The organism is Nocardia sp. NPDC059177 (assembly GCF_042755165.1).
In the GTDB taxonomy this organism is placed as follows: Bacteria; Actinomycetota; Actinomycetes; order Mycobacteriales; family Mycobacteriaceae; genus Nocardia.
In genome coordinates, this window is the sequence record NZ_JBHZBX010000022.1 from 92250 (window position 1) to 106995 (window position 14746).

Below are 14746 nucleotides of genomic sequence, written 5' to 3' on the forward strand. Positions count from 1 at the left end.
TGTTACCCGATCTGTTCCTTCACCCTGAAACTTTCCCGACGGGCAGTACCTGATCCCCCCGGGAGCGCGCAAATGGCCTGGCCCAACACCACGATATCGGATCGTCGGCCGATCCGGGCATGCGGAGAAGCGCTGACCATGTGGCCCAGTGTGCCACGGGGCGGTAGGTATGCAAAACAGTTGTGTTTGTGAATTACCTGAGAAGCGTCACGGACCGGTGGCAGTTCGATGTGTGTCGGTGCCCGCCGGTAGCGTGGACAGACGATGGATATCACGGTCGCTACCTCCTCATCCAACGACGCCTCAGCCGCCGATCCCGGTGCGCCCGCCGCCGCGTCCAGCGGCGCCGTGTTACGCAATCGGGACGTCGGTGGTGGCGCCGCGTCCGGGGGCGGTCTGGCCGAGGCCGCGGCCCGGCACAGCGCCGAGCAGGAGCAGCGTCGCAAGGAGCGCGAACAGCGCCGCGCGGAGGAGACCGAGCGGCTGCTCGACGGGCTCAATCCGCAGCAGCGCGCCGCGGTGGTGCACGCCGGTTCGCCGCTGCTGATCGTCGCGGGCGCCGGCTCGGGCAAGACCGCGGTGCTCACCCGCCGCATCGCCTACCTGCTGGCCGCCCGTGGCGTGCAGACCGGGCAGATCCTGGCGATCACCTTCACCAACAAGGCCGCCGCCGAGATGCGTGAGCGGGTGGCCGGGCTGGTCGGCCCGCGCGCGGCCAGCATGTGGGTCTCGACGTTCCATTCCAGCTGTGTCCGGATTCTGCGGATGCAGGCTGCCCTGTTGCCCGGCCTGAATTCCAATTTCTCCATCTACGACGCCGACGATTCGCGCCGCCTGCTCACGATGATCAGCCGCGATTTCGACATCGACACCAAAAAATATTCGGCCAGACTGCTCGCCACCGCAATTTCCAACCTGAAGAACGAACTGATCGACCCGGCCAAGGCCGCCGCCGACGCCGAGTCCGACGACTCCGAACTGCCCGCCCTCATCGCCCGGGTCTACACCGAGTACCAGAAGCGGCTGCGCGCGGCCAATGCCCTGGACTTCGACGACCTGATCGGCGAGACGGTCGCGCTGTTGCAGAACCATCCGCAGGTCGCCGAGTACTACCGGCGCCGGTTCCGGCACGTGCTGGTCGACGAATACCAGGACACCAACCACGCCCAGTACGTACTGGTCCGGGAACTGGTCGGGCACCACAGCGCCCCCGGCGACGAACCCGTAGACACTGTCGCCCCGGGTGAACTGTGCGTCGTCGGTGACGCCGACCAGTCCATCTACGCCTTCCGCGGCGCCACGATCCGCAATATCGAGGAATTCGAGCGCGATTTCCCCGACGCGGAAACCATTCTGCTGGAACAGAACTACCGCTCCACCCAGCACATCCTCACCGCCGCCAACGCGGTGATCGCGCGCAACGAGGGCAGGCGCGAGAAGAAGTTGTGGACCGATTCCGGCGAGGGTGAACTGATCACCGGCTACGTCGCCGACAACGAGCACGACGAGGCCGCCTTCGTCGCCAAGGAGATCGATCGGCTCGTCGACGCGGGCGACGCAGGCTATGGCGATGTCGCGGTGTTCTACCGCACCAACAACAACTCGCGAGCGCTCGAAGAGATCTTCATCCGGATGGGGCTGCCCTACAAGGTGGTCGGCGGGGTGCGCTTCTACGAGCGCAAGGAGGTCCGCGATGTGGTGGCCTACCTGCGGGTGCTGGAGAACGCCGACGACGCGGTGAGCCTGCGCCGCATTCTCAACACCCCGCGCCGTGGCATCGGTGATCGGGCCGAGGCCTGCGTCGCCGTGCACGCCGAACAGCGCGACATCGGTTTCGCCGCCGCATTGCGCGACGCGGCCGATGGCAAGGTCGCATTGCTCAACACCAGGGCGCAGCGGGCCATCGCCGGTTTCCTCGAGCTGCTCGAGGAGATCCGCGCGGCGGGTGCGCGCGCCGACAGCGAGTACCCCGATGTGGGCAATGTCGTCGACGCGGTGCTCGATCGCACCGGTTACCGCGCCGAACTCGAGGCCTCCGACGATCCGCAGGACGGCGCGCGTCTGGACAACCTCAACGAGCTGGTCAGCGTGGCCAGGGAATTCAGTTCCGAGGCGTTCAACAACGCCGAGGCGGCGCGCGAGGAAGGCCTGGTGCCCGAGGCCGGCGACGGCGAACCGGAACCGGGCTCGCTGGCGGCCTTCCTGGAGCGGGTGTCGCTGGTGGCCGATACCGACCAGATCCCCGACGAGGGCACCGGCGTGGTCACCATGATGACCCTGCACACCGCGAAGGGCCTGGAGTTCCCGGTGGTCTTCGTGACCGGCTGGGAAGACGGCCAGTTCCCGCACATGCGCGCGCTGGGCGACCCGACCGAACTCGCCGAGGAACGCCGCCTGGCCTACGTCGGCATCACCCGCGCCCGCCGGCGCCTCTACCTCTCGCGCGCGGTGGTGCGCTCGGGCTGGGGCCAGCCGGTGTCGAACCCGGAATCGCGCTTCCTGCAAGAGATCCCGCAGCACCTGCTGGACTGGCGCCGCCTGGAACCGGTGGTGTCGCCGGTCCAGCGCGGCCGCCGCCGCGGCGAGGACAGCGGCTTCGACCGCGACTGGACCCGCGGTGACGGCTGGGACCAGCGCCCCGGCGTGCGCGGCGGCACCGCCGAACGCAGGCCCGCCCCGGGCGGCGCGATCAAACGCAACAACACCGGCCTCGTCCTCGCCGTGGGCGATCGAGTCAGCGACGACAAGTACGGCCTCGGCCGCGTGGTCGCCGTCGACGGCATCGGCCCGGTCGCCACGGTCACCATCGATTTCGGCTCAGCCGGCAAAATCCGCCTGATCCCCCAGTTCAGCCGCACCATCGTGAAACTTTAGGACACCAGCAGGGACAGCAGGGCTTCGTCGAGGGTGGGGTAGCGGAAGGTGAAGCCGGTCTTCGGGAGGATTTCCGAGGTGGCGTGGCGGCCCGTGAGGCCCAGGGCGGGGTCGGTGCGCAGGACGACCGCGCCGACTGCCAGCAGGGCGGCCGGCGTCGGTGGGGCCGCGGGTCGGTGTAGCAGGCGGCGCAGGGTGGCCATGAGTTCGGTGTTGCGGACCGGGAAGTCGGTGGCCGCGACGAGGATGCCGTCGGGCAGGCTCACCTCGGGGTCCAGGCCGAGGCCGGCGCGGACGATGGCGAGCCAGTCCTCGATGTGGATCCAGCTGAACCACTGATCGCCGGGGCCGACCCGGCCGCCGAGGCCCGCCTTGGTGAGCTGGCCGAGGCGTTCGAGCGCGGGGGCGTCGGGGTCGAGGACGATGGAGGTGCGCAGGATCGTCCAGTGCTCGGCGCGGGCCGGGTCGAAGGCGTCCTCCCACGGCTGGGCGACACCGGTCATCTGCGGCAGGCCGACCGGCAGGGGAGTTGTTTCGGTGCACCGGGTTTCGCCCGCGTCCGACCAGATCGCGGTGGTACTGGCCTGAATCCAGTAGTCGACGGGGGTCTCCCGCAACCCGGCCGCGGCGACCAGCGCGGTGGTGGAATCGACTCGGCTGGAACGCAATTCGGCGATATTGCGTTCGGTCGGCCGGCAGTCGACCAGCTTGCCCGCGAGGTTGATCACCGCGAGACGGCCGGGTTCGCGCAGTTCGGCGGCCCAGGCGCCGACCGACCGGCCGTCCCATTCGGTCTGCCGGAACGGCAGTGCGCGATTGCGTCGCCGGGTCAGCAGGGTGACGCGATGGCCACGGCAGGTGAGGTCGGCGGCGATCTGCAGGCCCAGCGCGCCGGTGCCGCCTGCGATGACGGTGGTGAGCGCGTCGTCGGCGGGCACCACTCCGGCCAGCCGGGCCAGCCGCGAGAAGTTCACGCGCGCATCGGTTTCGATGTAGGGGCGTACGATCGCGCGGGCCGCCGCGGCGGACGGGCCGGTGAAGCGCAGCTCCTGGCTGATCTCGGTGCCGCCGTCGCGCGGGGTCAGCCGCCAGGTGAGGTGCATGGTGCCCGCGGGCTCGGGCTGTTCGATGCCCAACTCACGGTCGGGCTCGACCGTGGTGACGGTGAACGGCTTGCCGAATCGTCCGTGGATGCGCGCCGAGAAATCCCCGTCGGGCAGATAGTCACCCGTGGCACCGACGGCGACCGGTCCGTGCATCCGCACCGACCGCACCCCCGGATTCCACTCCGGCCACTGCTCGAGATCCCCCAGCACACTCCACACCGATTCCGGTGGGAGAGCGATGAACTGCGTGTACTTCGTCGTACCAGCCATGACTGGAACGCTAACCGGGTGTGGCGGCACTGGGAAGGGTGCCGCTGATCACCTCGTCCTCAGTCGCGCTGGTAGCCCAAACTGATGCCGCGGGTGGCCAGCCACGGTACCGGGTCGATCTTGTCGGTGCCGTTGAGCCATACCTCGAAGTGGCAGTGCGGGCCGGTGGAGAAGCCGCGGTTGCCCATGGTGGCGATCTGATCGCCGGCCAGCACGCGCTCACCGGCGGCGACCGTCGCGGTGTCGATGTGGCCGTAGACGGTGACGGTGCCGTCGTCGTGCAGGACGCGGACCCACATGCCGAAGCCGGAGGCCGGGCCCGCCTCGATGACGGTGCCGTCGGCGACGGTGTAGATCGGGGTGCCGATCGGACCGGCGACGTCGATGCCGAGATGCTGGACGCCCCAGCGGGCGCCGAAACCGGAGGTGTAGCTGCCCGACGCGAACTTGGCGAACAGCGGTCGTAGCTTGGCGGCTTCCTGGGCGGCGAGGTCCTCGGCGAACTTGGCGCCCTTGGCGAGGATGTCACCGAATTCGTTCTTGTCGGCGACGGTGCTGGCGTCGAGTACCTGGGGCGCGGTGGCGCTGTCTTCGAGGCCCGCGGTGTTCATCGACTGCGCGGCGATCTCGTGGATCTGGCCCGCGGCCTCGTAATCGACGCCGTGGCCGGGTTGTTCGGGGGAGGCCATCGCGGCCTGGCCCGCGGCGACGACCGCGCCGGCGGCCACGGCGATGACCGCGGCGCGGCCCTTCAGCGCGGCGGGCGGGGCGGGGACGCGATGGGCACCACCGCGCCGTTCGGCGCGATGGGTTTCGGGCGGGTCGGCGTAGGCGCCGTCGGCCGGGGGCTCCCAGGTGGCGCTGCTGTAGGTGCCGGAGTCGTAGGAGTCGGACTCGTCGGCGGTCCACTCGTCCTCGGCGGGGGTCCAGGCCGAGCCGTCGGACCAGCTGTTGCCCGCGTGCCACGAATCGGTCTGCGGCCATGCGGTTTCCGGCTGCGCGGCGGGCGCGCGGCGACCCTGCGGATGCGAGGTGTATTCGTCGGTGTACCGGTAACGATGTCCGGTGCTCGGCTGATTGTCGAGAGAGAAGGTGGAGCGGTGGTTCATCGGCTGCGCCGAATCGCCGACGGCTGTGTCAAGCGAGTGCTGAAGTGCCTCAAGCTTGTCGTCCTCCTCAGTCCTGACCTGCCAGTCGTGACCTGGTTGTCGTGACCTGGTTGTGACTTCGACCGCATTGACGGTAACGAAGCGATTGCAGAGTGGCAAGCGCTGCCCGGAAACCTACACCTACCTGTGAGATTCGTCACTGTAACGCGAGTGGATTACTCACCGTTTTCGGCCGCCCTGGGTGAGGTCTGTCGACGACATAACGTAGTAGATGTCGGACCGGATCCGCTTTACCCGGCCCGACCTGCCACAGCGTCGGCAAACGCCCGAAAGCTACTCGCCAGTAGGCGTGGCCAGCGGTTTTCCGCACCTCGAGTAAAGGGCCGTGACCTGCGCCACTTAGGATGAATGTGGCCGATTGGCCCTCCATGTGACTGGTTAGAGTCCGACCCGACCCACAAGCTGAGCATTTCGAGCGACCCGCAAACAGTCGCTACGGCATGTCGGGCCCCCAACAAAGACGTTGTCATAACAACGCAGACGAGACGGTGAGTACATGGATCTCTTCGAATATCAGGCGAAGGAGCTCTTCGTTAAGCACGGAGTGCCTTCGTCCGAGGGCCGCGTTTGCGACACGGCCGAAGAAGCGCGCGCGATCGCCGAGGAAATCGGCAAGCCGGTGATGGTCAAGGCGCAGGTCAAGGTGGGCGGCCGCGGTAAGGCGGGTGGCGTCAAGTACGCGGCCACCCCGGAGGACGCGTTCACTCACGCGCAGAACATCCTCGGCCTCGACATCAAGGGCCACATCGTCAAGAAGCTCCTGGTCGCCGAGGCCAAGGACATCGCGGAGGAGTACTACATCTCCTTCCTGCTCGACCGCTCCAACCGCACCTACCTGGCCATGTGTTCGGTCGAGGGCGGCATGGAGATCGAAGAGGTCGCGGAGAAGACCCCCGAGCGCCTCGCCAAGGTCCCCGTCGACGCCGTCAAGGGTGTCGATCTGGCCTTCGCCCGGTCGATCGCCGAGCAGGGCCACCTGCCCGCCGACGTGCTCGACGCCGCGGCCGTGACCATCCAGAAGCTGTGGGAGGTCTTCACCAAGGAAGACACCACCCTGGTCGAGGTCAACCCGCTGGTGCGCACCCCGTCCGACGAGATCCTCGCCCTGGACGGCAAGGTCACCCTGGACGAGAACGCCGAGTTCCGCCAGCCCGGCCACCTCGAGTTCGCCGACGTCGACGCGACCGACCCGCTCGAGCTCAAGGCCAAGGAGAACGACCTCAACTACGTCAAGCTCGACGGTGAGGTCGGCATCATCGGCAACGGCGCCGGTCTGGTCATGTCGACCCTGGACGTCGTCGCCTACGCCGGCGAGAACCACGGCGGCGTGAAGCCGGCCAACTTCCTCGACATCGGCGGCGGCGCCTCGGCGGCCGTGATGGCCGCGGGCCTGGACGTCATCCTGGGCGACTCGCAGGTCAAGAGCGTGTTCGTCAATGTCTTCGGTGGCATCACCGCGTGCGACGCGGTCGCCAACGGCATCGTCGGCGCCCTCGAGGTGCTCGGTGCCGCGGCCACCAAGCCGCTGGTCGTTCGCCTGGACGGCAACAACGTCGAAGAGGGTCGCCGCATCCTCGCCGAGGCCGCCCACCCGCTGGTGACGCTGGCCCAGACCATGGACGAGGGCGCCGACAAGGCCGCCGAACTCGCCTTCAGCGCCAAGTAAGGAACCACGAACATGTCCATCTTCCTGAACAAGGACAACAAGGTCATCGTCCAGGGCATCACCGGCGGCGAGGGCACCAAGCACACCGCGCTGATGCTGAAGGCGGGCACCAACGTCGTCGGCGGTGTCAACGCGCGCAAGGCGGGCACCACCGTCACCCACACCGACAAAGACGGCAACGAGATCGAGCTGCCCGTGTTCGGTTCGGTCGCCGAGGCGATCGAGAAGACCGGCGCCGACACCTCCATCGCGTTCGTGCCGCCCGCCTTCTCCAAGGACGCCATCATCGAGGCCATCGACGCGGAGATCCCGCTGCTCGTGGTCATCACCGAGGGCATCCCGGTGCAGGACTCCGCCTACGCGTGGGCCTACAACGTGGAGAAGGGCGAGAAGACCCGCATCATCGGCCCGAACTGCCCCGGCATCATCACCCCCGGCGAGGCGCTGGTCGGCATCACCCCGAACAACATCACCGGCAAGGGCCCGATCGGCCTGGTGTCGAAGTCGGGCACCCTGACCTACCAGATGATGTACGAGCTGCGCGATTTCGGTTTCTCGACCGCGATCGGCATCGGCGGCGACCCGGTCATCGGCACCACCCACATCGACGCCATCGAGGCGTTCGAGAAGGACCCCGAGACCAAGATCATCGTCATGATCGGCGAGATCGGTGGCGACGCCGAAGAGCGTGCCGCGGCCTACATCAAGGCCAACGTGACCAAGCCGGTCGTCGGCTACGTCGCCGGATTCACCGCGCCCGAGGGCAAGACCATGGGCCACGCCGGCGCCATCGTCTCCAGTGGCGGCGGTACCGCGCAGGCCAAGCAGGAGGCCCTCGAGGCCGCCGGTGTGAAGGTCGGCAAGACGCCGTCCGCCACCGCCGCGCTGGCTCGCGAGATCCTGGAGAAGGCGTCTATCGCTTCCGCCTGACCCGGTCAGGCCCCGGAGGCGGTAGCTTGCGTAGCCACGCAGGGGCCCCGGGACAGGCGAATTGAATACCGCCTGATCGATCTCACACGACTAAGGCCGCTTCCCAGGTTTACGGGAGGCGGCCTTCGTCGACTTATCCACAGGGCGTGGTTTATCCACAGCCCGATCGGTTGGTGATGACCGGCGAGAGCGCGTGCAGTAGCGTCAAGTACCGGATCACCACCAGTCAGTTCGACGCGACCGATGCGCACGACTCGACAAGGAGACGACGACATGTCATACCCGACCGGGGGCTCCGGGTACAACGCACCCGCGACACCCGCCGCGCCCAGCCAGGGCCCGAGCACCGGAGCCGCCGCGGCTGCACCATCGACCGCGGACGGTCCGGACATGAAGAGCCTGCCCTTCCTCCTGACCGCCGCGGCAGCCGGTCTCGGTGTGGTGACGTTCCTGCTCGGTTTCGCGCCGTTCGTGGGCATCACCCTGCTCAAGACCACCGAGACCGCGTCCGTCTTCGAGACCACCGGCTCGGGGAACGCCACGCTGGTGCTGCTGGCCGCGCTGCTGGCCGGACTGTCGTTGCTACCCAAGCAGAATGTGCGCGGTGTGGCGGCGGCCGTGGCGGTGGCGGCGCTCGCCGGCATCGTCGTGTCGCTGATCAAGGCGGGCGACGGCACCGAGTTGCAGTGGGGCTCGTTCGTGATGACCGCGCTGTCGCTGGTCGTCGCGGTGCTGCTGGTGCTGGCGCTGCTGTTCGACCTCGGGATCATCAAGGCGCCCGCGCCGAAACCGGCTCAGCCGCAGCAGCCGGGCCAGTACGGCCAGTACGGCCAGCAGCAGTACGGCCAGCAGGGTGGCTACGGTCAGCAGCAGTACGGTCAGCCCGGTGGCTACGGCCAGCCCTCGACCGGCGGCCAGTTCCCGACGCAGTCGCCCTACGGCCAGCAGAGCCAGCCGTCGGTGCCGCAGGCGCCGCAGCCGTCCTACGGCCAGCAGCCGGGTCAGCCGTCCTATGGTCAGCAGCCGGGCCAGCAGTCGCCGTACGGCCAGCAGTACGGTGCGCCGCAGCAGCAGCAGTCGCCCTACGGCGCCGCGCCGCAGCAGCCGCGTCCGGACGAGGGCGCCACGCAGACCTTCGGTGGCCAGCCGGGTCAGCAGGCCTTCGGTTCGCCGTCCTACGGCACCCAGCCGGGCACGCCCGCCGCGCAGCCGGGCGCCGCGCCCGGACAGCCGTTCGGCGGCGAGCAGACCGCCGATCCGGCGGCCGACGCGACCACGGCGTTCCGCCCGAACGACGACCAGAAGTAGAGACCGCGGGTATGCCCGGCGCCCGTGCGCGGCGAGCATGCCGGAATACACACGGCCGTCGCGGGTGGCACAGGACGGCGATCGCGAGCCCACAGGTACGCCTGTGGGCTCGCGGCGCGCCTGACCCGCGCCCGCCGGGGAAGCTGCCACGCTGAATCGTCATGAGCTCCCGTAACGCCCTGGTGCGCCGGACCTCCGGGTCGCTCGGCCACGGGGTGACCGCCGCATCGCCGCCGGGGCGCGAACCCGGCTGGTGGACACCGTCGCCCGAGCGCGCCCGGACCCTGCTGCTGGTGGCCGCACGGCCGACGATCTGCGCGCTGGCGGCCACGGTGACGCTCGTGCTGGTGGTCATGCTGACCACCGATACCGCGCTCACCAGCGCGCCCGGCGCGGTCGGGGCCGCCTGGCTCGCCGCCCATCAGGTTCCACTCACCATCGGCCGCACCACGCTCGGTCTGCTGCCGCTGGTTCCCACCGCCGTGCTGATCTGGCTGGCCGCGCGGGAATGCGCGCGCGCTGTGCCGAACCGGCCGCGCCCGATCGACCTGGCCTGGCTGACCGCCGCCGTGCTGGCGGGACCGCTGCTGATGACCGCGGTGTGCCTGGCCGTCACCGGCGATGCCGCGGGTGTCACCCCGCTCGAACAGCCGGGCCCGGTCTCGGCCTTCGGCTGGGTGATCGTGCTGTATCTGGGCGCCGCCGCGGCCGGGATCATCCGCCGGGCCTGGCCCGAGCTGTGCGCGCTGTTGCCGTTCGAGATTCCCGGCTGGGCGGTCCTGGGCGCCCGCGCCGCGCGCCGCACGGTGCTGCGGATGCTCGGCTGTGCCGCGCTGGCCACGGTGATCTCACTGTTCGCGCACCTGTCCCGCTTCGAGGCGACCTACCAGCAGGCGCACAACCTCACCGATGTGCTGGGGATGAGCCTGCTGTCGCTGCTGTATCTGCCCAATGTCGTGATCGCCGCGGCTGGGCTGCTCACCGGCGCGGCCGTGCAGTTCGGCACCGGCTCGGTCGGGCTGTTCGGGGTGAGCGCGGCCTCGGTGCCCGCGGTGCCCGCGCTGATCCCGGTACCCGAGGGTCCGGCCTCGCCCTGGTGGCCGGTGTTGCTGCTGGTCCCGCTCGCGGTCGGCGTGCTCGGCGGGATCGAACTCGGCCGTACCAGCGACGACCGCCCCGGCGCCCCGTGGGCGACCCTCACCTGCGCCGGCTTGTCGACGCTGGCGTTCCTGGTGCTCGGCGTGCTCGGTAGCGGGCAGCTCGGTGCCGTGGGCTGGGTCGGACTGGATCTGCTGGTGCTGGTCCCGCTGATGGTGACCTGGTTCGGTTTCGGCGGTTTCGCTGGGATGGTGTTCGCGCGCCGCTTCCTGGCCCCGGCCGCACCGGTCGCCGACTACGACGACGAGTACGTCGACTACGCCGAAGACGACTACTACTACGACGACGAGGAAGACGATGATCCGGACTACGACGATCCGGACTACGACGATCCGGACTACGACGATCGAGACCACGACGATCAGGACTTCGACGACGCGGACGATCCCGCCGTCGAAGTCGACGCCGAACTCGTCGAGGACATCGACGACGACGTCGAGGTGAACATCGCCGCGCCCGGCTCGACCACCGAGCCCACCGCGGAGATCGTCGATGCCGAGGTGGTCGAGTCGGACCTGCCGGAAGGTGACACGACACCCGGTCGTTAAGCTCGACCCGGCGGTATCGCCGATCGCCGCCACCCGACACACGCAGGAGTAGAGCGCTGACCAGCAATCCGGCCACCGTCGTAGTCCTCGCCTCGGGCACCGGCTCGTTGCTCAACGCGCTGCTGGCCGCCGCGCGCGAGCCCGGCTATCCCGCGAAGATCGTCGCGGTCGGTGTCGACCGGGTGTGCCAGGCCACCGAACACGCCGAGGCCGCAGGCATCGAGCACTTCCGTGTCGCCGTGCCGGACTTTCCCGACCGGGCCGCCTGGGACAAGGCGCTGACCGAGGCCGTCGACGCCTTCCAGCCCGACCTGGTCGTCTCCGCCGGCTTCATGAAGATCGTCGGCCCCGCGTTCCTCGAACGCTTCGGCGGCCGGTTCATCAATACCCATCCCGCGCTGCTGCCGTCGTTCCCCGGCGCGCACGGGGTCCGCGACGCGCTCGCCTACGGCGCCAAGGTCACCGGCTGCACCGTGCACCTGGTCGACGGCGGTGTGGACACCGGCCCGATCCTCGCCCAGGAGGCGGTCGACGTGCTGCCCGGCGACGACGAGGCCACCCTGCACGAGCGCATCAAAGTTGTCGAGCGACGGTTGCTGGCGGAGGTCATCGCCGCCGTCGCGACACGAGGCATTGTCTCCGACGGACGAAAGGCAGAAATTCCAGATGAGCGAGCACACCGGTGAGTGAACGTAAGGCGATCCGCAGGGCGCTGGTGAGCGTCTACGACAAGACCGGGCTCGTCGAGCTGGCCACCGGACTGCACGCCGCCGGCGTGGAACTGGTGTCGACCGGGTCGACCGCGGGCAAGATCGCCGAGGCGGGCATCCCGGTCACCAAGGTCGAGGACCTGACCGGTTTCCCGGAGACCCTCGACGGTCGCGTCAAGACGCTGCACCCGCGCGTGCACGCCGGCATCCTGGCCGACACCCGCCGTCCGGAGCATGTCGAGCAGCTCGTCGAGCTCGGTGTCGAGGCGTTCCAGCTCGTGGTGGTGAACCTCTACCCGTTCACCCAGACCGTGGCCAGCGGCGCGAGCGTGGACGAGTGCGTCGAGCAGATCGACATCGGCGGGCCGTCGATGGTGCGCGCCGCCGCCAAGAACCACCCGTCGGTCGGTGTGGTCGTCGATGTCAGCGACTACGACGATGTGCTCGCCGCGGTGAAGTCGGGCGGGTTCACCCTCGCCGAGCGCACCGCGCTGGCCGCCAAGGCCTTCCAGCACACCGCGAGCTACGACGTGGCCGTCGCGAGCTGGATGGGTTCGGTGGCCGTGCCCGCCGTCGCCGAGGACACCGAGCAGTTCCCCGGCTGGGTCGCCGGTTCCTGGGAGCGCGCCGCGGTGCTGCGCTACGGCGAGAACCCGCATCAGGCCGCCGCGCTGTACACCAGCAACGACGGCACCGTCGGTATCGCGCAGGCGCAGCAGTTGCACGGCAAGGAGATGTCGTACAACAACTACACCGACGGTGACGCCGCCTGGCGCGCCGCCTTCGACTTCGACGAGCCCGCCGTCGCGGTGATCAAGCACGCCAACCCGTGCGGCATCGCCATCGGCGCCGATATCGCCGAGGCCCACCGCAAAGCCCACGCCACCGACCCGGTCAGCGCCTACGGCGGCGTGATCGCGGCCAACCGCGAGGTCAGCGTGGAGATGGCCGAGCAGGTCGCGGAGATCTTCACCGAGGTCATCGTGGCGCCGGGCTACGCGCCCGGTGCGGTGGAAGTGTTGCAGCGCAAGAAGAATGTGCGCGTGCTCGTCGCCGAGGCGCCGCAGCGCAAGGGTGTGGAACTGCGCCCGATCAGCGGTGGCGCGTTGCTGCAGGACCGCGACGTGCTCGACGCCGCGGGCGACGACCCGGTCAACTGGACCCTGGCCGCCGGCGACCCCGCCGACGCCACCACCCTGGCCGACCTCGAATTCGCTTGGCGCGCTTGCCGTGCCGTGAAGTCCAACGCCATCCTGCTGGCCGACGACGGTGCCGCCGTCGGTGTCGGCATGGGGCAGGTCAACCGGGTCGACTCCTGCAAGCTGGCCGTCGAGCGCGCGGGCGAGCGGGCCAAGGGTTCGGTCGCCGCCTCCGACGCGTTCTTCCCGTTCTCCGACGGGCCGCAGATCCTGGTCGCCGCCGGTGTGCGCGCCATCGTCCACCCCGGTGGTTCGATTCGCGACAAGGACACCGTCGAGCTGTGCAAGGAAGCCGGCGTCACCCTGTACCTCACGGGCGCCCGCCACTTCGCGCACTGAGTTCGCCTGAGCTCCAACGGGTGCCGCACCACTACCACGGTGTGGCGCCCGTTGCCGTTCGCGGGGAACGAAGCTCGAGGCACTCGCCGGTTACCTGGATGATCAGGGTAGCCGGGCTATTCGGTGCCGAGGATCTGGCGGGTGCCGAGGGGGGAGTTCAGGGGGAGTTCCATGGTGCCGAAGATGAGGTTCATGGTGCACATTTTGCCGGTGGCGTCGGCGCGGGTGCCGCCGCGGAGAGTGACGGTGATGGTGGTGGGGGATTCGGTCACGGTGGCGTCTACGCCGAAGCATTCGGGGTTGCCGGTCTGGAAGTTGACGGCGATGGTGTTGTCGCTCAGGCGAGTCCAGGAATCGATCGGGACGGAGTGGGGGTTGACAATGGTGGGGTCGGGGGTGAAGCGGTGGCCGATGGCGGCGTCGGGGGCCTCGGCGACAGTGGTGGTGTTCGGTTGGGGTGCAGGGGATTCGGAGCTGCCGCAGGCGGTGAGGGTGAGGGCGGCCAGCAGGGCTGCGGTGCGCGCGACGCTTCTCATGCGGTCAGCCTAGACCGCGCGGCGGTGCGTTCCCGCCGCACGCACCCGCGTGGTGAACTTTCCGCGAACCGTGCGCATAACTCGTCCATTTCCGCGCCGCGGGGACTACATTCGGCTGCGATGTGGCGCCGTGGCATACGGCGAGCATCATTTCATCGGATGCTCTGCAACTGGATCTTCGAAAGGACGAACGTGGGCGACACGCTGCGCGTAGGCGAAGAACTGGGACTGGGACAGTCCCTCACCGGCGGTGCGTACACCCTGGCCCTGCAGCCGGACGGCAACCTGGTGCTGTCCGAGCCCGACGGAAACGTCGTGTGGGCCGCACAAACTCATGGACAGGACGTGCAGCGCGCGGCCCTGCAGACCGACGGCGACCTCGTCCTCTACAAGGGCGACGGTTCGCGCGCATGGGCCACCGACACCAGCGGCAAGAATGTCGAGCGCCTGGTCGTGCAGCCCGACCGCAACGTCGTGCTCTACGGCACCGACGACTCGGTCGCGTGGGCCACCGCCACCAATACCGACAACCCGCTGCCCGCCCCGGAGCCGGTGGTCGCCGCCGCCGTCGCCGAAGAAGTGCCCCCGCCGCCGGCCGCGCAGACCTACACGGTCGAGCCGGGCGACACCCTGTGGGCCATCTCCGAGCGCTTCTACGGCGACGGCAACCGCTACCACGAGATCGCCTCGGCCTCGGGCATCGACAACCCGGATCTCATCAACGCGGGCCAGGTCCTCACCATCCCGTGATATGGGCGGCTGGCGCCGCGGTTCTCGGCCCTTAACCGCCGAGAACGGGTGGGGGTGAGTGGAGTTGACGCGAAAATGGCCCCGAAGCTGCTTGGGTTCACGCGGTCGTCGCAACACTCTCGATCTGAGAGGTTGCGGCGACCGTGTCGTTTTCAGGGGATGTGGACCGGTTCGGTGAGCAGT

Annotated in this window: 11 protein-coding genes; 8 read left to right on the plus strand and 3 right to left on the minus strand. The window is 69.1% G+C overall.

Annotated elements, in window-relative coordinates; all coding sequences use genetic code 11:
• Nucleotides 1-264: 264 nt before the first annotated feature.
• Nucleotides 265-2874, plus strand: coding sequence for a UvrD-helicase domain-containing protein (locus ACFXK0_RS24270; protein WP_379413028.1), 2610 nt, complete (start codon nt 265-267; stop codon nt 2872-2874).
• On the opposite strand, the gene ACFXK0_RS24275 is transcribed toward ACFXK0_RS24270, so the two are convergent.
• Both ACFXK0_RS24275 and ACFXK0_RS24280 read right to left on the minus strand, forming a co-directional pair.
• Nucleotides 2871-4250 carry a DUF1731 domain-containing protein gene (locus ACFXK0_RS24275; protein WP_379413030.1) on the minus strand — a complete coding sequence of 460 codons (1380 nt, stop codon included), beginning with the start codon at nt 4248-4250 and terminating at the stop codon, nt 2871-2873. The genes ACFXK0_RS24270 and ACFXK0_RS24275 overlap by 4 nt on opposite strands.
• A gap of 59 nt (nt 4251-4309) precedes the next feature.
• A complete protein-coding gene (locus ACFXK0_RS24280; RefSeq protein WP_379413031.1) occupies nt 4310-5359 on the minus strand; it encodes a M23 family metallopeptidase in 1050 nt (349 codons plus the stop codon).
• 556 nt (nt 5360-5915) lie between these two features.
• Here ACFXK0_RS24280 and sucC point away from each other — a divergent pair.
• From sucC to purH, 6 genes are all read left to right on the plus strand, one after another.
• Nucleotides 5916-7085, plus strand: coding sequence for an ADP-forming succinate--CoA ligase subunit beta (sucC, locus tag ACFXK0_RS24285; protein ID WP_379413032.1), 1170 nt, complete (start codon nt 5916-5918; stop codon nt 7083-7085).
• Between the two features lie 12 nt (nt 7086-7097).
• A complete protein-coding gene (gene sucD / locus ACFXK0_RS24290) occupies nt 7098-8015 on the plus strand; it encodes a succinate--CoA ligase subunit alpha (protein WP_379413033.1) in 918 nt (305 codons plus the stop codon).
• Between the two features lie 273 nt (nt 8016-8288).
• A complete protein-coding gene (locus tag ACFXK0_RS24295; protein WP_379413034.1) occupies nt 8289-9323 on the plus strand; it encodes a DUF5336 domain-containing protein in 1035 nt (344 codons plus the stop codon).
• 161 nt (nt 9324-9484) lie between these two features.
• Nucleotides 9485-11029 (plus strand): DUF6350 family protein, encoded by a 1545-nt coding sequence (locus ACFXK0_RS24300; protein WP_379413035.1) that lies wholly within the window; start codon nt 9485-9487, stop codon nt 11027-11029.
• Between the two features lie 56 nt (nt 11030-11085).
• Nucleotides 11086-11715 (plus strand): phosphoribosylglycinamide formyltransferase, encoded by a 630-nt coding sequence (gene purN / locus ACFXK0_RS24305; protein ID WP_379413046.1) that lies wholly within the window; start codon nt 11086-11088, stop codon nt 11713-11715.
• A complete protein-coding gene (gene purH / locus ACFXK0_RS24310) occupies nt 11712-13277 on the plus strand; it encodes a bifunctional phosphoribosylaminoimidazolecarboxamide formyltransferase/IMP cyclohydrolase (RefSeq protein WP_379413037.1) in 1566 nt (521 codons plus the stop codon). Before purN ends, purH begins: the two co-directional genes overlap by 4 nt.
• 116 nt (nt 13278-13393) lie before the next feature.
• Here the strand turns inward: purH and ACFXK0_RS24315 are convergent, their stop codons facing one another.
• A complete protein-coding gene (locus ACFXK0_RS24315) occupies nt 13394-13813 on the minus strand; it encodes a hypothetical protein (RefSeq protein WP_379413039.1) in 420 nt (139 codons plus the stop codon).
• Nucleotides 13814-14005: 192 nt separating this feature from the next.
• Between ACFXK0_RS24315 and ACFXK0_RS24320 the strand changes: the two genes are divergently transcribed.
• The gene (locus ACFXK0_RS24320) at nt 14006-14563 is read left to right on the plus strand and encodes a LysM peptidoglycan-binding domain-containing protein (protein WP_379413041.1); all 558 of its coding nucleotides are present in this window, start codon (nt 14006-14008) and stop codon (nt 14561-14563) included.
• The last annotated feature ends 183 nt before the right edge of the window (nt 14564-14746 follow it).